18 protein-coding genes and 1 pseudogene are annotated in these 19,215 nt (G+C 68.5%); 12 read left to right on the top strand and 7 right to left on the bottom strand.

Annotated features, from left to right (window positions below):
* The first annotated feature begins 4 nt into the window (after positions 1-4).
* The 5 genes and pseudogenes from KY49_RS32255 to KY49_RS32235 all read left to right on the top strand — a co-directional run bounded on the left by KY49_RS32255 (position 5) and on the right by KY49_RS32235 (position 2,906).
* Complete coding sequence (locus KY49_RS32255; RefSeq protein ID WP_442854662.1) at positions 5-1,045, top strand: YncE family protein; 1,041 nt, start codon at positions 5-7, stop codon at positions 1,043-1,045.
* Positions 1,046-1,101: 56 nt separating this feature from the next.
* Positions 1,102-1,314, top strand: a pseudogene (locus tag KY49_RS32250) (TIGR03118 family protein); the annotation flags it as partial.
* A gap of 61 nt (positions 1,315-1,375) precedes the next feature.
* Positions 1,376-2,209, top strand: a complete 834-nt coding sequence (locus tag KY49_RS32245; protein WP_042588325.1) for a Fic family protein — start codon at positions 1,376-1,378, stop codon at positions 2,207-2,209.
* Positions 2,182-2,625: a GNAT family N-acetyltransferase gene (locus KY49_RS32240; RefSeq protein ID WP_042588324.1), complete on the top strand. Its 444-nt coding sequence runs from the start codon at positions 2,182-2,184 to the stop codon at positions 2,623-2,625. Before KY49_RS32245 ends, KY49_RS32240 begins: the two co-directional genes overlap by 28 nt.
* Positions 2,626-2,687: 62 nt before the next feature.
* Complete coding sequence (locus tag KY49_RS32235; RefSeq protein WP_042588323.1) at positions 2,688-2,906, top strand: DUF1653 domain-containing protein; 219 nt, start codon at positions 2,688-2,690, stop codon at positions 2,904-2,906.
* Between the two features lie 27 nt (positions 2,907-2,933).
* Here the strand turns inward: KY49_RS32235 and atpC are convergent, their stop codons facing one another.
* Both atpC and atpG read right to left on the bottom strand, forming a co-directional pair.
* Positions 2,934-3,389, bottom strand: a complete 456-nt coding sequence (atpC, locus tag KY49_RS32230) for an ATP synthase F1 subunit epsilon (RefSeq protein ID WP_042588905.1) — start codon at positions 3,387-3,389, stop codon at positions 2,934-2,936.
* 21 nt (positions 3,390-3,410) lie between these two features.
* Positions 3,411-4,277, bottom strand: a complete 867-nt coding sequence (gene atpG / locus KY49_RS32225; protein WP_042588322.1) for an ATP synthase F1 subunit gamma — start codon at positions 4,275-4,277, stop codon at positions 3,411-3,413.
* A 181-nt stretch (positions 4,278-4,458) separates the two neighbouring features.
* On the opposite strand from atpG, the gene KY49_RS32220 reads away from it, so the two are divergent.
* From KY49_RS32220 to KY49_RS32210, 3 genes are read left to right on the top strand one after another with little or no spacing between them, the layout of a single operon-like run.
* Entirely contained in the window at positions 4,459-5,448 is a 990-nt protein-coding gene (locus KY49_RS32220) for a phosphate acetyltransferase (protein WP_042588321.1), read from the top strand.
* Positions 5,445-6,632, top strand: a complete 1,188-nt coding sequence (locus KY49_RS32215) for an acetate/propionate family kinase (protein WP_042588320.1) — start codon at positions 5,445-5,447, stop codon at positions 6,630-6,632. Before KY49_RS32220 ends, KY49_RS32215 begins: the two co-directional genes overlap by 4 nt.
* Positions 6,633-6,659: 27 nt before the next feature.
* Positions 6,660-7,781 (top strand): alpha/beta fold hydrolase, encoded by a 1,122-nt coding sequence (locus tag KY49_RS32210; protein ID WP_042588319.1) that lies wholly within the window; start codon positions 6,660-6,662, stop codon positions 7,779-7,781.
* A 57-nt stretch (positions 7,782-7,838) separates the two neighbouring features.
* Here the strand turns inward: KY49_RS32210 and KY49_RS32205 are convergent, their stop codons facing one another.
* On the bottom strand, positions 7,839-9,050 hold the full coding sequence (locus KY49_RS32205; protein WP_042588318.1) for a winged helix-turn-helix domain-containing protein: 1,212 nt from the start codon (positions 9,048-9,050) through the stop codon (positions 7,839-7,841).
* A gap of 353 nt (positions 9,051-9,403) precedes the next feature.
* Positions 9,404-10,792 carry an MFS transporter gene (locus tag KY49_RS32200; RefSeq protein WP_042588317.1) on the bottom strand — a complete coding sequence of 463 codons (1,389 nt, stop codon included), beginning with the start codon at positions 10,790-10,792 and terminating at the stop codon, positions 9,404-9,406.
* Positions 10,793-11,035: 243 nt separating this feature from the next.
* Between KY49_RS32200 and KY49_RS32195 the strand changes: the two genes are divergently transcribed.
* Positions 11,036-11,674, top strand: a complete 639-nt coding sequence (locus KY49_RS32195) for a TetR/AcrR family transcriptional regulator (protein WP_042588316.1) — start codon at positions 11,036-11,038, stop codon at positions 11,672-11,674.
* Positions 11,675-11,803: 129 nt separating this feature from the next.
* Positions 11,804-13,474, top strand: coding sequence for an alpha,alpha-trehalase TreA (gene treA, locus KY49_RS32190; RefSeq protein ID WP_042588315.1), 1,671 nt, complete (start codon positions 11,804-11,806; stop codon positions 13,472-13,474).
* Between the two features lie 59 nt (positions 13,475-13,533).
* On the opposite strand, the gene KY49_RS32185 is transcribed toward treA, so the two are convergent.
* Entirely contained in the window at positions 13,534-14,985 is a 1,452-nt protein-coding gene (locus tag KY49_RS32185; protein WP_042588314.1) for a carbohydrate porin, read from the bottom strand.
* A 66-nt stretch (positions 14,986-15,051) separates the two neighbouring features.
* Positions 15,052-15,204, bottom strand: a complete 153-nt coding sequence (locus KY49_RS38350) for a hypothetical protein (RefSeq protein ID WP_197083627.1) — start codon at positions 15,202-15,204, stop codon at positions 15,052-15,054.
* Positions 15,205-16,271: 1,067 nt separating this feature from the next.
* Here KY49_RS38350 and KY49_RS38345 point away from each other — a divergent pair.
* Both KY49_RS38345 and KY49_RS32180 read left to right on the top strand, forming a co-directional pair.
* The gene (locus tag KY49_RS38345) at positions 16,272-16,409 is read left to right on the top strand and encodes a hypothetical protein (protein WP_010093942.1); all 138 of its coding nucleotides are present in this window, start codon (positions 16,272-16,274) and stop codon (positions 16,407-16,409) included.
* A 111-nt stretch (positions 16,410-16,520) separates the two neighbouring features.
* On the top strand, positions 16,521-18,167 hold the full coding sequence (locus KY49_RS32180; RefSeq protein WP_042588313.1) for an NRAMP family divalent metal transporter: 1,647 nt from the start codon (positions 16,521-16,523) through the stop codon (positions 18,165-18,167).
* A 13-nt stretch (positions 18,168-18,180) separates the two neighbouring features.
* On the opposite strand, the gene KY49_RS32175 is transcribed toward KY49_RS32180, so the two are convergent.
* Positions 18,181-19,086, bottom strand: coding sequence for a helix-turn-helix transcriptional regulator (locus tag KY49_RS32175; protein ID WP_042588904.1), 906 nt, complete (start codon positions 19,084-19,086; stop codon positions 18,181-18,183).
* Positions 19,087-19,215 lie beyond the last annotated feature (129 nt).

Raw genomic sequence — 19,215 nt, 5'->3', positions numbered from 1 at the left:
AATCGTGAAACACCTCCGAAACCGGTGCGGCAGATTTCTTCTGCCGTTCGCGTTGTCCGTGGTGTTCGGGGCGTCGAGCCCGCTCGACCGTTGCGTGTTCGCGGCGGGCGACGACGCGCCGTCGGGCAGCCTGCCGTTGCAGCACGTCGCGGACGTTCCGCTGCCCGGCCGCCCGACGCGGCTCGACTACGCGAGCCTGGATGCGAGCCGCCATCTGCTCTTCATCGCTCACCTCGGTGACGGCGAAGTGATCGTTTTCGACACGCGTGCGTCACGCGTGACCGCGCGGATTGCCGACGTGTCTTCGGTGCACGGCGTGCTCGCCGTTCCGGAGCTGTCGCGCGTGTACGCATCCGCGACCGGCGCCGACGAGATCGTCGCGATCGACGCCGCGACGCTGAAGATCGTCGCGCGCATGCCCGGAGGACACTACCCGGACGGGATGGCCTACGCCCCCGACATGCGCAAGCTGTACGTCTCCGATGAATACGGGAAAACGGAAACCGTCATCGATGTCCGGAGCAACCGGCGCGTCGCCACGATTCCGCTCGACGGCGAGGTTGGCAATACGCAGTACGACCCGGTTTCGCGTCACATCTTCGTGAACGTCCAGACGCGCGGTCAGCTTGTCGAAATCGACCCGGGGACCGATCGCGTCGTCGGCCGCTTCGATTTGCCGGGCGCCAAAGGCAATCACGGCCTGTTGATCGATGCGCGCGACGGTCTCGCGTTCATCGCGTGCGAAGGTAACGACAAGCTGATCGTGTTCGATTTGCATACGAAGCAGGTTGTCCGGTCATTCGATGTCGGAGCCGATCCGGACGTGCTGGCGCTGGATCCGGGGCCGGGCACGCTTTACGTCGCGGGTGAGGCGGGCACGGTTTCGATGTTCCGCGTGCAAGGCGCCAACGTGGCCAGGATCGGCAAAGGCCGCGTCGGACCCAATGCGCATGTCGTCGCGGTCGACCCGACCACGCACCGCTCGTATTTCCCGCTGAAGCGGGTCGACGGGCGGCCGGTGCTGCGCATTTTCGAACCTCGATAAGGCGGTGGTGACGGCGGCCGATTTGCGAGGCGACGATTTGTCGGAGCAGGAAATGCGGCGACGGCATGATCCACGCGTTCGATGCGACTTCCGGGATCGTGCTCGGGACCCTCGAGCAAGGCGACGGCGGCGCGATCGTCGAGCCGGGGCTGTGGGGCATGGCATTCGGCATTGGCCTCGACAGTCGGCCCGCCAATGCACTGTTCTTCGCCGCGGGGCCCAACGGCGAAGCAGACGGCCTCGACGGACGCATCGACGTCGGTCCATGAGCGCGGGCGCGCCTGCCGGGAGATATACTGGCTGACGTCAAACGCGGTTCCGGAACGCCTGATGTCCAGCCAGCTCGCCACGCTCCTGAAATCGATCGACGCCGACAAGGCGACGCTCGATGCCGCGCGTCCACTGTCGCAGCAGGCGGTTGCATCGTTGCGCGACACGCTCGTGCGGGAATGGGCAGGTCAGGCAAGCGTGATCGAGGGCGGCGCCCCGACGCGGCGCGAGACCCGGGCCGTGCTCGAATGCATCACGATCGACGGGACGACCCTGCGTGAACATCTCGACGCGACGCATCATCGCGACGCAATCGGCTATGTCGAAGACATCGTGTCGAAGCGCGAGGCGCTGTCCGAGCGGCAGATCCGCAATCTTCACCGGCTGGTGCTGAACCGGATCGGCAACGGCGACGTGCGGCGCTACCGCCAGGAGAACGTCGCGATCGCGGGCGCGAGCACGGTGCCGCCCGGCTTCCTGGACCTGCCCGCCGACATGGCGGCGCTGATCGGCTGGTATCGCGAGGCCGGCGCGATGCATCCGGTCATGCGTGCGGCCGAACTGCATGCGCGGCTCCTGAAGATCCATCCGTTCGTCGACGGAAACGGCCGGACCGCGCGGCTGCTGCTCGCTTTCGAACTGATGAAGGACGGCTATCCGCCCGCGATCATTCGCAACGAAGACCGGCCCGCCTACCATGACGCGCTGGACCGCGCGTGCGCCGGCGGCGAGTTCGACAACATCGCTTGCGTGGTCGCGGAAGCGGTGCGGCGTGCGCTTCATCTGTATCTCGACGTGCTCGGGCTGCCGTATGCCGCGAAGCCCGACGCGGATCATTTTCCCAACCATCCGAACGGAGAACCGACGTGCCCGCTGCCACCCCCGCCACGCTGAGATTTTCGACCGACAAGCACGAACTCGACATCGACGCGATCTACGACTTCCTGCATCGCGACGCGTACTGGTCAAAAGGGATTCCGCGCGACGTGTTCGACCGCTCGATCGACGGCTCGCTGTGCTTCGGCGCCTACGTCGGCGCGCGGCAGGTGGGGTTCGCGCGGCTCGTCACCGATCACGCGACCTTCGCGTACCTGTGCGACGTGTTCGTGCTGCCGGCCGAACGCGGCAAGGGCTACGGCCGCGCGCTGATCGACCACGTGTTCGCGCAGGACATGGTGCAGGGGCTGCGCCGCATCATGCTCGTGACGTCCGACGCGCACGCGCTGTACCGGCCGGTCGGCTTCGAGCCGCCGTCGCATCCCGAGCGGATGATGGAATTGCGGCGGCCCGACATCTACGCGGCGCGCTAGGTGTTTAGTCCCGGCGGCGCGCATACAATACGCGCTTTTTGCCACGCTGAAGGAAGCGCACCATGACCGAACAGGAAGCCGAACAACTCGCGACCCACCGCCATTACAAGGGCGGCCTGTACCGCATGATCGGCGTCGCCGGCCATTCCGAAACGGAAGAATCGCTCGTCGTCTACGAGCACCTGTGGCCGCATGCGCGCGGGCTGTGGGCGCGCCCGGAAGCGATGTTCAACGAAACCCTCGAGGACGGCACGCCGCGCTTTCGCAAGCTGCGCGACTGACCGTCGCACGCGGGCGGCATGCGGCCCTCAGCCGGCGCCGCCCGTCCGTTCCCCCGCCGCGCCTTGCCGCAGCGCCAGCAGGAAGAACCGCCGAATCTCGTCCATCAATTCAGCGCGCGCGGCCGCGAAATCGAACGCGCGCCGGCTCTCCTGCGCGTAGCGCCGGCGCCAGTCGTTCGCCGCATTGCGCGCCTCGCGGGCCCGCAGCGCGTCCAGTTCGGGCGTGCGCAGCGCGTGATCGGCGATCAGCGTCACGCCGTCCCGGCTCACTTCCAGCACGCCGCCCGCGACGAGAATGCGGCGGTGCTCGCCGGTCTTCGCGTCGGTGACCGTCACGACGCCGGGCCGCAGCCGCGTGAAGAGCGGCGCATGGCGCGGATGGATGCCGAGTTCGCCGCTCTCGCCGGGAACGGTCACGGAGCGCGCGACGCCGGAAAACAGCACGTCGTCGATGCTCAGGATGTCGAGCTGCAGCACGGGGATGGGTTCCACGATGCGCCTCCTTCAGACGGCCGCCGCGCCGGCGACGATCTCGCACAGCTCGGTGGTGATCTGCGCCTGCCGGGTCTTCTGGTACAGGTTGCGCAGGTCGCGCAGCACGCGGTCCGCGTTGTCGGTCGCGGTCTGCATGCTGAACATCCGCGCGCATTGCTCGCACGCGTAGTTCTCGACGACGGCCTGATAAAGCACCGCCTCGACGTAGCGCAGCAGGACGGTGTCCGCGACGGGGCGCGGCCCCGGCTCGTACAGGTAGTCGGACGACATGCCGCCAGCGTGCGGCGCGTCGTCGAGGCCGACGACCGGCAGCACCGTGTCGATCCGCGGTTCGTAGGTCAGCGCGCTCGTCAGCCGGTTGTACGCGACGCGCACTTCGTCGAGCTCGCCGTTGATGAACGCGGTCAGCGGCACGAGCAGCGCGCCGAGCAGCGCGTCGAAACGCGGCTCGCCGGCGAGACTGCCGGTGCGGGCGGTGATGTGCGCGCCATAGCGCGACAGCGGCGCGACGCCGCGCGCGCCGATCACGCTCAGTTCGAACTCGATGCCGGCCTCGTCCCATTGCTCGAGCGCGTCGACGCAGTGGACGAGGAGCCGCGCGTTGAGCGGGCCGCACAGCCCGCGATCGGTGCTGACGACGATCAGGCCGATGCGGCGCACCGGGTCGCGCCGCGCCATCAGCGCCGACATGTAGTCGGGCCGGTCGCGGATCAGGCGCTCGGCCATCGCTTTCACCTTGGCGGCGTAGGGGCGGAAATCGCGCGCACGCTTCTGCGCGCTCGCCATCTTGGTGCGCGCCATCATCTCCATCGCACGCGTGATCTTGCGCGTGGACGAGGTGCTGGCGATCTTCGAGCGGATTTCACGGATATGCATGAGCGTCCCGGCGGAAAGGGCGCGGCGGTTGCGGTGCGCATGCCGTCGCGGACGAATCGATGCTATCGGGACTTCTCCCGACATCTCTGACCGATGTCAAAAAACCGTCGCCGAATTCGCACAAGAATGCATTGCAGCATGCAGCACGTTCCCCGCCCACATGACAAGGGAGCCTTGCCCGATGTCCGATTCCGTCGATTCCCGCCCGCACCAGAAATACGACGCGCTGATCGCGCGTTGCCGTGCGCTTCCCCCGGTCAAGGTCGCGGTCGCGCATCCGTGCGACGACGTCTCTCTGCGCGCGGCCGTCGATGCCGCGCGCGCCGGCATCATCGAGCCCGTGCTCGTCGGCCCCGAGGCGCGCATCACGGCGCTCGCCGCGTCGCTCGGCATCGGCCTGTCCGGCTACCGGCTCGTCGATGCGCCGCACAGCCACGCGGCGGCGGCGCGCGCGGTCGAGCTGGTGCGCATGGGCGAAGCCGACGCGCTGATGAAGGGCAGCCTGCACACCGACGAGCTGCTCGCCGAGGTCGTGCGCGACGGCGCGGGCCTGCGCACCGAGCGCCGTCTCAGCCACGTGTTCATCATGGACGTGCCGACCTATCCGAAGCCGCTGTTCATCACCGACGCGGCGGTCAACATCCGTCCGTCGCTCGAGCAGAAGGCCGAGATCGCGCAGAACGCGATCGATCTCGCGCGCGTGCTCGGCGTCGACCGGCCGAAGGTCGCGATCCTGTCGGCGGTCGAGACGGTCACGTCGAAGCTGCCGTCGACGATCGACGCCGCGGCGCTCTGCAAGATGGCCGAGCGCGGCCAGATCACGGGCGCGGCGCTCGACGGCCCGCTCGCGCTCGACAACGCGATCAACCTGGAAGCCGCGCGGCTCAAGCATCTCGGCTCGAGCGTCGCGGGCGATGCGGACATCCTGCTCGCGCCCGATCTCGAAGCCGGCAACATGCTCGCGAAGGAGCTGACGTTCCTCGCGAATGCCGATGCGGCCGGCATCGTGCTCGGCGCGCGCGTGCCGATCATCCTGACGAGCCGCGCCGACAACGAGCGCACGCGGATGGCGAGCTGCGCGGTCGCGGCGCTCTATGCGCACGCGACGCGCGCGTCGGCCGGCCGCGTCGGCGTCGCCGGCCTCGCCGACATCGATGGGGCATCGCGATGAAACATCCGGTACTCGTGCTGAATGCCGGCTCGTCGAGCCTCAAGTTCTCCGTGTACGACACGCTGGAAGACCGCTCGCTCGGCGCGGGCGTCCACGGCCAGGTCGACAGCCTGCACGACGCGCCGCACCTGGTCGTGAAGGACGCGCGCGGCGCGACGCTGGCGGACCACCCGGTCGCGGGCACGGGCCACCACGGCGCGATCGACGCGCTGCATGCGTGGTTCGCGCGCCATGTCGGCGACGACGCGGGGTTCGACGGCGTCGGGCACCGGGTCGTGCACGGCGGCCGGTATTTTTCCGCGCCGGTGCGGATCGATGACGACGTGCTCGCGAAGATCGCGTCGCTGTCGCCGCTCGCGCCGCTGCACCAGCCGCATCACGTCGATGCGATCCGCGCAGTGAGCGCGCTCGCGCCGGACCTGCCGCAGGTCGCGTGCTTCGACACGGCGTTCCATCACACGCTGCCGGCGCTCGAACGCGAATTCGCGCTGCCGCGCGCGCTGACGGAGCAGGGCATCATGCGCTACGGGTTTCACGGGCTGTCGTACGAATACATCGCGACGGCGCTCGCCGCGCTCGACGCGTCGTGGGCGCAGCGCCGCACGATCGTCGCGCATCTCGGCAACGGCGCGAGCCTGTGCGCGCTTGCGGAAGGCCGCAGCGTCGCGACGACGATGGGGTTCACCGCGGTCGACGGGCTGCCGATGGGCACGCGCACGGGCGCGCTGGACCCGGGCGCGATCCTGTATCTGCTGCGCCACGAAGGACGCACGATCGACGAGGTCGAACACCTGATCTACGAGGAGTCCGGCCTGCTCGGCGTGTCGGGCCTGTCGAGCGACATGCGCACGCTGCTCGCGAGCGACTCGGCGGCGGCCGCGCATGCGGTCGACCTGTTCGCGTATCGCGCGGCGCGCGAGCTCGCGGCGCTGGCCGGCGTGCTGGGCGGCCTCGATACGCTGGTCTTCACCGCCGGCATCGGCGAGAACGCGCCCGCGGTGCGCGAGCGCATCTGCCGCGCGGCGGGCTGGCTCGGCATCGAGCTCGACGCCGCCGCGAACGCCGCCAACCGGCCGGTGATTTCCGGCGGCGCATCGCGCGTGACAGTGCGCGTGATCCCGACCGACGAGAACCTGATGATCGCGCGGCACGCGCGCGGCCTGCTGGACCGCTTGTCCATTTGAACCGCCCGTTCCGCTTCCGGAGAACCCATGACTCGTACCCCGCCCGCCGGCGTGCCGTTCCCGATTCCCGCGCTGCCGATCTTCTGGCCGATGGCCGCCGCCACCGCGATGTTCGAGGCCGGCACGGAACTGACCGCGCGCAACCTGCGCTTCCTCGCCGAAGAGGAAAAGCTGCATTTCGAGATGCATCCGGCGCTGGCGTCCGCGAACCGGCCGCTGCTCGAACTGCGCACGATGATCTTTCGCGACTATTCGGACGGCGCGGCGCGCGGGTTGCCGACGATCGTCGATGCGCCGTATGCCGGGCACAGCGCGATGATCGCCGACTACCAGCCGGGCCAGAGCCTGATGCAAACGCTGCGCGAGCACGGCGTGAGCCGCCTGTACCTGACCGACTGGCGCTCGGCGACCGAGGACATGAAGGATCTCGAGATCGACCAGTACCTGGCGGAGCTGAACGTCTGCGTCGACGAGCTCGGCGGCCGCGTCAACTTCGTCGGGCTGTGCCAGGGCGGCTGGATGGCGGCGATGTACGCGGCGCGCTTTCCGCACAAGGTCGCGAGGCTCGTGCTCGCGGGGTCGCCGATCGACACCGACGCGGGCAACGGCCCGATCCGGCAGATGGTGCACACGTATCCGACGTCGTTCTACGAGGAGCTCGTGGAAATGGGCGGCGGGCTGATGCGCGGGCGCTTCATGCTGCGCGGCTGGAAGAACATGCATCCGGACCAGCACTACCTGGCCGAGCACGTCGACCTGTACGAGCACATCGACGATCCGGACTACCTGCGCAAGCAGGAGGCGTTCGCGAGCTGGTACGAAAGCCCGATCGACCTGCCCGGGCGCTGGTACCTGCAGGCGATCGTGCAGCTCTTCAAGGAGAACCGGCTCGCGAAGGGCACGTTCGTCGCGCTCGGCCGCACGCTGAACCTGAAGGACGTGACCTGTCCCGTCTACCTGCTCGCCGGCGAAGCCGACGACATCACGACGCCGGAGCAGGTGTTCGATGCGCTCAAGTATCTCGGCACGCCCGCGGCGCAGGTGACGAGCCGGCTCGTGCCCGGCGGGCACATCGGCCTCTTCATGGGTTCGCGGACGCTGAAGGACGCGTGGCCGGACATCGCCGCGTGGATCGCGCAGCAGGCGTAGTACGGATAAATCGTCGTTACAGCGGAGAAACGGACGTTGCAACGACGCGGCCGCGCGTCAGCCGCCCGCCAGCGCGCGCGCCAGTTCCGGCGGCGCGCTGCCGACCCGGACGTCCGGCGTGCCGTGCCACGCCGCGAGTTTCGTCACCGCCTTCGCCACGTCGCTCGCCAGCCCCGAGCCGATTCGCACGCCCGGCTCGACGTGCACGGTCTTCAGCTCGAACACCTGCTGCGCGCGATGCGCCTTCGCGTCGATCCGGCCGATCAGGCGGCCGCGATGCAGCACCGGCAGGCAGAAATAGCCGTAGCGCCGCTTGTGCGCGGGCGTATAGCACTCGATCGTGTAGTCGAAATCGAACAGCGCGGACGCGCGCCGCCGGTCCCACACCACCGGGTCGAACGGCGACAGCAGCGTCGTGACGGTCGAGCGCAGCGTGTCGGCCGCGGCGGCCGGCAATAGCGCGTTCAGCGAATGGTGCGCGTACGCCGGCTCTTTCCAGCCGTCGACGGCGACCGGGATCAGTTCGCCCGCGTCGGCGAGCGCGTCGAGTTCCGCGCGGTACGAACGGCGCGGCAGCCGGTAGTAGTCGGCGACCCAGTCGGCGCGCACGATGCCGAGCGCGCGGCACGTGTGGTCGAGCAGCGCCGGCAGCACGGCTTCGCGCGGCGGCAGGTCGCGCGCGTCGTCCCAGCCGGGCAGGACCCGCTCGCGCACGTCGTACACGCGCTGGAAGTTGCGGCGCTCGGCCACCATCAGCTCGCCGGTCGTGAACAGCACTTCCAGGTGACGCTTCTCCGGCTTGCGGTCCCACCAGCCGTTGCCCTTCACGCCGTCCTCGCGCACGAAGTCCGCCGAGCGCACCGGGCCGTCCGCGTGAATCCGCGCGAGCAGCCGGTCGATGTCGGCGCGGTGGCGCGCATGCCAGTCGGCCGCATATTTCCATCCCATCCCCGACGGATCGAGCATCTTGTAGCGCATCAGGCCGAACTGCTCGATCGGCAGGAAACACGCCTCGTGCGACCAGTATTCGAACAGCCGCGCGTCGGCGAGGTGCTCGTCGAGCCATTGCGGCGCATACGCGCCGAGCCGGCTGTACAGCACGAGGTACGGGCTGCGCGCGACGACGTGAATCGTATCGATCTGCAACTGCGCCATGCGGCGGATCGTGTCGAGCACGTCGGCCTTGGTCGCCTTGCGGCGCGGCGGCGTCAGCAGGCCCTGCGCGGCGAGATGCAGCGCGCGGGCGGCGGCGGGCGAGAGCGTAAGCATCGGATGGGCGGGGAGGGTGGCGGTCGGGCACCACTTTAGCGCGAAAGCGGCGGGCGCGCTCGACGCGCGCCTGCAACACATCTGCAACGCATCTGACAATCGTTGACAGATGCGCGGCCGAAGATTCCTTATAGTGCATTCCAGAGCGCGCTGCAGTGTGCGCGCCGATTCTGCTTCCGACGCACATATGTCCATGGCACGCAGGAAGCGAATCCGGAGTGCTTGCCCCCATTAAGCGCTCCGTAGCCCTGAGCGGACATCCATGCGGCTGTGCACCGGCCCCGTGTGGATGTCCGCTGATTTTTTTCTGCCGCGCCTCTTCCGCCTCTTCTGCCGATTCCCGATCGTTGTTCCTACTGGCGCCTGCCGCGCGCGACTTCGTCGCCGGCGTTCAGGGGCAGCCTGCGCGTGATCGGGATCGACGCGAACGAGCACAGCCCGACCACGACGAACGCCGGCCAGAAGTCGGACCAGACCATCGTCTTGTGCCCCTGCGCCCAATGCGACAGATGCAGCACGAGCCCCGCGACGGTGACGCCCAGGCCGAGCGACATCTGCTGGACGACGCTGCCGAGGCTCGTCGCGCGGCCCGCGTCGCGCGGCGAGATATCCGCGTAGATCATCGAGTTGAGGCTCGTGAACTGCAGCGCGGGGAAGATCCCGCCGACCAGCACGATCAGCCAGATCGCCCAGGTCGGCATGCCGGGATGGAACACGCCGTAGGCGGCGATCGCGAGCCCCGCGAACGCCGCGTTGTAGATCAGCACCGTGCGAAAGCCGAAGCGGCGCAGCGTGCGGGTGGCCGTCGAGCGGCTCATCGCGCCGCCGAGCGCCGAAGCGCAGGTGATCAGCCCCGAGTGGAACGCGGACATGCCGAGGCCTTCCTGCAGCGCGAGCGGCAGCAGGAACGGCACCGCGCCGAGGCCGATGCGGAACAGCGAGCCGCCGACGACGCTCGCGTGATAGGTCGGGATGCGCAGGAACGTCAGGTCGAGCACCGGCCGCTCCTTGCGGCGCGCGTACGGCACGTAGAGCGCGAGCAGCGCGGCGCCCGCGCCGCACATCGCCAGCGCGTTGCCGCGCGAGGTCAGCGCGCCGTCGATCAGCGTGAGCCCCATCAGCAGCAGCGCGGCGCCGCTCGCCGACAGCAGGAAGCCGAACCAGTCGAGCGGGCCCGGGTCGGGCTCGTGCGTGTTCGCGATGTGCTTGCTGGCGAGATAGATGCCGTACAGGCCGATCGGCACGTTGATGAAGAAGATCATCCGCCAGTGCAGGTACGTCGTGATGAAGCCGCCGACGAGCGGCCCGACGGTCGGGCCGAACAGCGCGGGGATCGCGAGATAGTTCATCGCGCGCACGAGATCCGCGCGCGGCACCGCGCGAAAGATGATGATGCGCCCGACGGGCACCATCATCGCGCCGCCGACGCCCTGCACGAAGCGCGCGAACGTCAGCAGGCCGAGGGAATTGGATGCGGCGCACAGCAGCGAGCCGACGACGAAGATGCCGATCGCGGTGCGGAACACGGCGCGTGCGCTGAAGCGGTCGGCGAGCCAGCCGCAGATCGGGATGAACACGCCGAGCCCGACGACGTACGCGGTGATCGCGATGTTCAGCGTGACGGGGCTGTGCCCGAAGTCGCGCGCCATCGCGGGCAGGGCCGTGACGATGATGTTCCCGTCGACGCTTTCCATGAACAACGCACAGGCAACGATGAGCGGTGCAAGAAAGACGGGCGACATGGGCGGGGCGCGCGTAAAGACGCCATTATGCACCGTTTGCTCCCGGCGCGTCACGCAAGGCAACGGTTGTTCCGAATGTTGCAACAGTTGTTCCGTCGGCGCGGCGCGCGGAAGAGACGACTTTGCGCGCGCGCCGATGGTTGCGCGGTCATCGAACGTCCCCCGAATATCCCGTTTGACGGTGTGGAAATCGCGTTTCTAGAATGCGAGCATCGACTCGCATTCTCAACCCGCCTCCGCGCCATGTCCCGCACGCCTGCCCGAACGCCGCTCGCTCCTCGCAAATCGCCGCGCCAGCAGCGCTCGGCGGCCACGGTCGACGCGATCGTCGAGGCGGCCGCGCGCATTCTCGAGCGCGACGGCTTCGACGGCTACACGACCAACGCGATCGCCGCGCATGCGGGCGTCAGCATCGGCTCGCTCTATCAGTACTTCCCGAATCGCGACGCGTTGACCGCCGCGCTCGCCGAACGCGAAAGCGCGGCGCTGCTCGACGACGTTGCGCGCGCGGCGTCGTTGCCGTCGTGCGATGCGATCCTGCATGCGCTGGTGCGCGCGGCGGTCGCGCATCAATTGCGCCGCCCGGCGCTCGCGCGGCTGATCGACTTCGAGGAGGCGCGCCTGCCGCTCGGCGCGCAGGCGCAGCGGGTCGCGGACCGCATCCATGCGGCGGTGCTGCTCGCGTTCGGCCGGGGCGACGCGCCGCGGCTCGCGGCGCCGGACGTCGTCGCGGATGATCTGCTGGCGATGATCAAGGGCCTCGTCGACGCGGCGGGCCAGCGCGGCGAGACCGATGCGGCCGCGCTCGACGCGCGCGTGTGGCGCGCGGTGCGCGGCTATCTGCGCGAATGGCACGAACCGCGTGACGCGTCGCTTGCGTGACGCGCGCGTTTCGTGCGAAAGTCGGGCGCACATAACGACGCGCATCGATCGACGGCCATCGAATCGGGCGCACCGCGCGAATCGAGACCTCGTGCCGATCCACTCACCATCGCAAGGAGGGGACACGTCATGACGTCACGTCGTGCCGCATCGATCGCATCATCGCCGCTCGCGCCGCCGGCGCGGCGCATCCGCTGGGCCGCCGCGCTGGCCGTTACGTATCTCGCCGTCGCGGGCTGCGCCGCGCAGGCGGACAGCGCGAACCAAGCCGCCGTTCAGTCCGTATTGCCGGCGGCGAATGCGGTGCTGCCGCCGCCGAGCCAGCTATACGGCGACCTGTTCGTCGCGGTGCAGACCGCGCAGCTCTATCCCGACCAGAAGACCTTCGTCGACGCGACGCCGGACACCGATCCCGCGACGATCGTCCGCTTGTATCAGCAACAGCAATCGCAGCCGGGCTTTTCGCTGAAGGCGTTCGCCGACCGGCATTTCACGCCGCCCGTCGACACGGGCGTCACGCCGCCGCCGAACCAGACGCTGCGCGAGCACATCGACTGGCTGTGGCCGAAGCTCACGCGCACGAGCGCGACGGTCCCGCCGTACAGCTCGCTGATTCCGCTGCCGAAGCCGTACGTGGTGCCGGGCGGGCGGTTCCGGGAAGGCTATTACTGGGACACCTATTTCACGATGCTCGGCCTGCAGGTGTCCGGACGCGAGGATCTCGTCGACGCGATGCTCGACAATTTCACTCACCTGATCGATACGATGGGCCACGTGCCGAACGGCAACCGCACGTATTACGCGAGCCGTTCGCAGCCGCCGTTCTTCGCGTACATGGTGACGCTCGCCGCGCAGGCGGAAGGCGACAAGGTCTACCAGAAGTACCTGCCCGCGCTGCGCAGCGAGCATGCGTACTGGATGCAGGGCGAGCGCACGACGCCGCGCGGCGGCGCGACGCGCCACGTGGTCGCGATGCCCGACGGCGCGATCCTGAACCGCTACTGGGATGCGAGCGACACGCCGCGCGACGAGTCGTATCTGGAGGACGTGAAGACCGCGCAGGCGGCGTCCGGCCGCCCGGCGAACCAGGTGTGGCGCGACCTGCGCGCGGGCGCCGAAAGCGGCTGGGACTACAGCTCGCGGTGGCTCGGCGACGGCAAGACGCTCGCGACGATCCGCACGACGTCGATCGTGCCCGTCGACCTGAACAGCCTGATGTTCCATCTCGAGACGACGATCGTGAAGGGCTGCACGATCGCGCGCGACGTCGCTTGCGTCGCCGATTTTTCCGCGCGCGCGGAGCAGCGCGCGAAGGCGATCAATCATTACCTGTGGAACCGTCGCGGTTATTACGGCGACTACGACTGGCAGTTGCGCCAGCCGCGCGACGCGATCAGCGCGGCTGCGCTGTATCCGCTGTTCGCGGGCGTCGCGTGGCCGGAGCGCGCGAAGGCGACGGCCCGCGAGGTGCGCAAGACGCTGCTGCAGCCCGGCGGTCTCGCGACGACGACCGCGACGACCGGCCAGCAGTGGGATGCGCCGAACGGCTGGGCGCCGCTGCAGTGGATCGCGGTCGACGGGCTGCGCCGCTACGGCGAGCCCGCACTCGCGAAGGAAATCGGCACGCGCTTCCTGGCGAGCGTGAAGCACGTGTATGCGACCGAGGGCAAGCTCGTCGAGAAGTATGTGGTCGAGGGCGCCGGCGCGGGCGGTGGGGGCGGCGGAGAGTATCCGCTGCAGGACGGCTTCGGCTGGACCAACGGCGTCACGCTGAAGCTGCTCGGGTTGTACGGCGAGTGACGCGCTCGCCGTGAGCGGACAGAGGCCCGGTGGCGTGCATGCCGCCGGGCCTCCCGGCATCAGAACGTGATCGTCGTGCGCACGCCGACGACCGTCTCGTCGCCGATGCGCGCGCCCGCCGCGTTCGGGTTCGGGATGCCGCCCGACGGACGGAAGAAGTGCTGCAGGTCCGCCTGCAATTGCCACCACGGCGTGACCTGGTACTGGTAGGTCGCTTCGACGACCGTCTCCGCGCGGCGCACCGGATAGCCGGGCGTCGTGTACACGCCGGTGTCGCCGTCGAGCGCGCGCGCGTGCGAGCCGACCTTCGCGTAGCCGACCGCGAGACCGGCGACGTCGTTGTCGCGGCCCGCGAACGGCGCCTTCAGCGTGACGCCCGCGTTGACCGCGAGATCGACGACGTTGCGGTCGCCCGGCGCGCCCATCACGCGCGCGAACACACCCAACGAGCGCGGGCTGTCCGGCGCCTGGCGCCACACCATCTGGTCCGCGACCGCATAGAACCCGTAGTTGCCGTGATGGCTCGCCGGGATGCCGTTGCTCGCCGGATTCGCGAGCGACAGGCCGTCCGTGCCGGTGCGCAGGTCGTCGAAATGCTGCGACTGATACCAGACGCCGAGCTTGTAGGTGCCCGGCAGGCCGGCCGGCTGCGGCGCCTTCGGGTCGGCCGGCGGTGCGTTGAGCGCGTACTGCACCTCGCCGATCAGCAGTGCGCCGCTGCGCAGGTTGAAGTTGGTGCCGTGCGCGTTGAGCTGCTGCGCATCGCCGCCGAAACGGCCGGCCGGGTTGCCGTCGAACACGCCGCCCAGCACGGTCCATGCGTCGGACGGCTTCACGCGCAGCCGCACGCCGAGCGACGACAGCGGATAGGCGGGGCCGCCCGCGGGCAGGTCTACCGCCGGCAGCACCGGCCAGCCGAACGTCGCGTTCATGAACGACGTCGCGTACTGGCTCACCATGAATTCCTGGTCGAGGCTCTGCTGGCCGATCTTCACGTCGGCCTTGCCGTCGAGGAACGCCTGCTGGTACCACAGCTCCCACAGGCGGGTGGTCGAGTTCGCTTCGATGCCGGTCGCGGTCTGCAGCGTCTGCAGGTTGCGCTGCGTGAGGTTGGTGCCGTGGATTTGCAGCCCGGACACGTTGAACGTGCCGCCCGGCAGGCCGATCGCCTTGGCCGTGTCGACGTTCAGGCCGAACTGCGTGAGGCCCTGGTATGCGCCGCCGCGTGCCGTGCCGCCCGACGTGTTGTACAGGTATTCACTGGTTTCCTGCAGGCTCAGCGTGACGCCGTGATCGCCGAGCACGTCGCGCAGGCCGCCCAGGTTGCCGAACAGGTTCGAGCGCTCCCAGAAGCCGGTGGGCGCCGGCGCGGCGGCGGCGTCGCCGGCGGCCGGCTCGGCTGCGGGCGATGCGGATTGCGCGAACGCGGGCGCGGCCGCAAGCGACAGCAGCAGCGTCGCGCACGCATGGAGACGGGTCTTGCGCGGAGTGGGCTCGTAATGGTTTTTCATGCGAGTCTCATTGATTGATTAGTTTGGCTAATGGAATGAACCGGTGACGCGAGCGAGGCGATGCGCTTACGGCAGCCAGGCGCCGACGCGCCAGACCTGCGCGAAATCGACGCGCGATGCGGCCGAGCATAGCAGCGCGACCGGCGCCGAGACGAGCGAGCGATTGCAAGCGACGTGCACGTATCGCTTGAGTCTGACCGCGAACGATTGAAGGACCATGACGTTGCCTCCGTCCGGTCCGGCGGCGAAGCCGGACGACGTGATGGATTCCGGGCGCGCGCGGTGCGGCCTGCGATCGGCGCTTGAAACTTGATGGAGCGTGCGACGGACGAACCGGCGATGGCCGGTCCGGAAGGAAGCGCGCTAACCCGACGAATGCGAGCTAGCGGCGACGGACATGCCCGAGCTGCTAGCTCGCGATGGCTTGGCCGGCTTGAACCGGCATCGAACTGCAACTGGGGCATGTGTCCACGGATGGACTCCTTTGTCGAATTGCGGCGGATTGTAGTCGCGTCGTTTGCTGCGGCGCAAGTAAAAATCGCACAAAAGCTTGCATGCGTTGCGCGCACGTCGCGGCGGCGGGCAAGGGTCGTTTCAACGCGTGCGAGCCACCCGCGCGGTTGCCCGGCGCCGTTGCGCCTGCGCGTCGGCCGGGAAGCATTCGCGCCTGCGCTGAAAGGTTCGGGCGCGCGATTTCGAGGGCGAATCTTTCAGTGCCCGAGCCACGGAAATATTTTCCCGATAACGGGGATTCCAGGGGTTGACTTCGGTTTCGGGCGGTCCATAGAATCCGGCATCTTCACTCTTGGGGCGAACGCCTTGGACGCTTGCAGTAGTCGATCTTCGAACGAGTTTTCCGCCTGAGCGACCGACGTCCGCGCCTTCCCGACGCCGCCGTTTGTCACTGAGGCAAACGGTGCGCGCATCAGTATTTCGCAGCAACTCCCTACGTGCACCCTGATTCGCGCCAGTAACGCGTAATGCCGTCGCGCATGCGCTATCTGGTTTCGCCGCCGCCCGGCATGCGGCCGCGTTCGCGCACGCCTTTCGCAGGCATGCGCACGCGGTGTCCCGCATGCAGGACGGCGGTCAACCGTGTTCTTCCGGAACGCTGAACAGGAGCCGCCGTGAACGACAGTGACAGTTGTCCTTTATGCCGCCAGACCCATTTCAATCCGGGTCGCAGGGACAATCCGGCCGAATAGCCTGACGTCGCTCAGGCGCCGGACTGGCCCCGCGTCCACGACGCGGCCGGCACGCACGCTGCCGCCGCACGGAGCCAGACCATGAACTTCGGCCTTCTGCTGTCGCAATTCCCGCATGTGACGGAATCGCGTTCGAACTACGACGCGCTGCTGTCGCTCGATAACCGTTCGCTGGCATTCGTCCGCCTGCTGAACCAGCTGAAATCGCTGGTCCGATAAAAAACCGCCGAGCGCGCCTCGGCATGCGCATGCGCGGCTGCCGCCACGCAGTTGCGGCTCATGCCAAGGTTGCACGCTTGACAGATAACCATTAGCCGTACGGAACACATCATGTCCACGCCATCCAACGTTTCTCCACCGATCGCCGTCGAACGCGGCGCGGTGCTCGACGACGCCCATCTGGGCGACATCCGCGGCGCGTTCGGGACGATCGCGCATCACGACACCGCGCCGCGGGGCACGTGGCGGGCGCGCCTGCGCACGCTGCTCGCGATCATCGGGCCGGGCCTGATCGTGATGGTCGGCGACAACGACGCGGGCGCATTCGGCACCTATACCCAGGCCGGGCAGAACTACGGCACGACGCTGCTGTGGACGCTGCTGCTGCTCGTGCCCGTGCTGTACGTGAACCAGGAAATGGTGCTGCGGCTCGGCGCGGTGACGGGCGTCGGCCATGCGCGGCTGATCTTCGAGCGCTTCGGCAAGTTCTGGGGGGCGTTCAGCGTGATCGACCTGTTCCTGCTCAACGCGCTGACGATCGTCACCGAATTCATCGGCATCACGTTCGTGCTCGACTTCTTCGGGCTGCCGAAGGTCGCCGGCGTGTGCGTGGCCGCCGCGCTGACGATGGCGGCGGTCAGCACCGGCGATTTCAGGCGCTTCGAGCGCTTCGCGGTGGTGCTGTGCGTGATGAGCCTGCTGCTCGTGCCGGTGCTCGTGACGATCCACCCGCCGGTCGCGCAGATGTCGCGCGACTTCTTCGTGCCGGCCTGGCCCGCGCACGCGAAGCTGTCCGACGTGATGCTGCTCGTGATCGGCGTCGTCGGCACGACGGTCGCGCCGTGGCAGTTGTTCTTCCAGCAGAGCTACGTGATCGACAAGCGCATCACGCCGCGCTTCATGAAGTACGAGAAGGCCGACCTGTGGATCGGCATCGTGTTCGTGCTGATCGGCGCGGTCGCGATGATCGGCTTCAGCGCCGCGCTGTTCGGCGGGCATCCGGAGTTCGGCAACTTCACCGACGCGGGCGGCGTCATCGCCGGCCTCGAGAAGTATGCCGGCCGCACGAGCGCGACGCTGTTCGCGGTCGCGCTGCTCGATGCGTGCATCATCGGCGCGGCGGCGGTGTCGCTGTCGACCGCGTACGCGATCGGCGACGTGTTCAAGATCCGCCACTCGCTGCACCGCAACGTGTCGGACGCGAAGGGCTTCTATCTCGTCTACTTCGGCATCGTCGCGGCCGCGGCGACGCTGGTGCTGATCCCGGGCAGTCCGCTCGGCCTGCTGACGGAGGCGGTGCAGACGCTCGCGGGCGTGCTGCTGCCGAGCGCGACCGTGTTCCTGCTGCTGCTCTGCAACGACAGGCAGGTGCTCGGGCCATGGGTCAACTCGACGAAGCTCAACGTCTTCACCAGCGCGGTGATCTGGGTGCTGGTGCTGCTGTCGATCATCCTGACCGCGTCGGTGATGTATCCGGACATCAGCGGCAACGCGATCGTCGACGTGCTGGTGGGCGGCACCGTGTTCGCGATCGCCGGCTACCTCGCGACGGTGCTGATCCGCCGCAACAAGCGCGTGATCGAGCCGGGCGTCGACCGCTCGCTGCGCGACACGTGGCGCATGCCGCCGCTCGACACGCTCGAGCCGCAGGTGATGACGCTGTCGACGCGGATCTGGATGGGCGTGCTGCGCGGCTACCTCGTGATCGCGGTCGGTCTCGTGATCGTCAAGGTCGTGCAGATGATGCTGCTCAGGTAACGCCGCATCCGGCTCAGATCAGTTCGAGCTTCGACGTCAGGTAGGTGAGCTGGATCCGGTTCGCGACGCCGAAGCGCTTGCGCAGCTTGCGCAGGTGATAGTCGACGTTGTGCGCGCTGGTGTCGAGGCGCCGGCCGATTTCCTTGTCCGACGCGCCTTCGGCGATGCCGATCAGCAGTTCCTGCTCGAACGGCGTGAGGCCGTTGACCGTGCGTTCGCGTGACGTCGCGATCAGCTGCGGCGACGCGAACTTGTGCACCGACAGCCCGATCGACAGCGCCTGCTCGAGCGTCGCCGGCGTGATCCATTCGCGCGTGCGGCGCGGCGCGGTGAAGCTCATGAACGCATGCAGCCGCGTGCCGGGCACGGCCATCGAATACATGATCCCGCTGCACATCCCGTCGTCCTGCATCGTCTGCAGGAAACCGTCGAGCGCGCCGGACGGCACGCTCGCGCCGTCGACGCGTTGCCGATGCTGGCGACGCAGTTGCTGCAGGTCCCACACGATCGGCATGTTGCAGACGCGCGCGCCGAGCGTGCGCGGATCGACGTCGTGATGGCTGTGCCGCACGTAGTCGCCGCGATAGGTCGCGGGCGTGAACGCTTCGTGAAGGTAGAGGCTTTCGACGCGCTCGTGCGCGAATTCCAGCGCGAAGTACGCGAACGTCGAGAAGCCGGTCAGGTGCAGCAGGCTCGTCACGATGCGATTGCGCTCGGCGGTGCTCTGCGCGTGCGCGAGCGTGTCCGCGACGCCGAGCCGCGGCGCGTGCGGCTGCCCGAGCTCGCCGCGCTTCACGTCGTCGCACCAGACGACCTGCACCGGGCGGGGGCGCTGCGCGCCGTCGCGGCACGCCAGGTCGGCTGACGGCAATGGAAATTGTGGGGCGACAGCTTCTTGATGCAAGGCAATATCGGACATGAGCCATCCCTCGGAACCGACGCGCACCGCCGCGCGGCCGCATCGTGAATGGCCGGTCGCGGCATTGCGATCGAAGCATTGTTGTTTGTGGGCGCCGATCGACATCCCGATTCAGCGCGGGGGCATTGT

This window comes from Burkholderia sp. MSHR3999 (genome assembly GCF_000833595.1).
In the GTDB taxonomy this organism is placed as follows: domain Bacteria; phylum Pseudomonadota; class Gammaproteobacteria; order Burkholderiales; family Burkholderiaceae; genus Burkholderia; species Burkholderia ubonensis.
The sequence above is the reverse complement of the archived record's forward strand: the minus strand, read 5'-3'. Positions and strand labels throughout refer to the sequence as shown.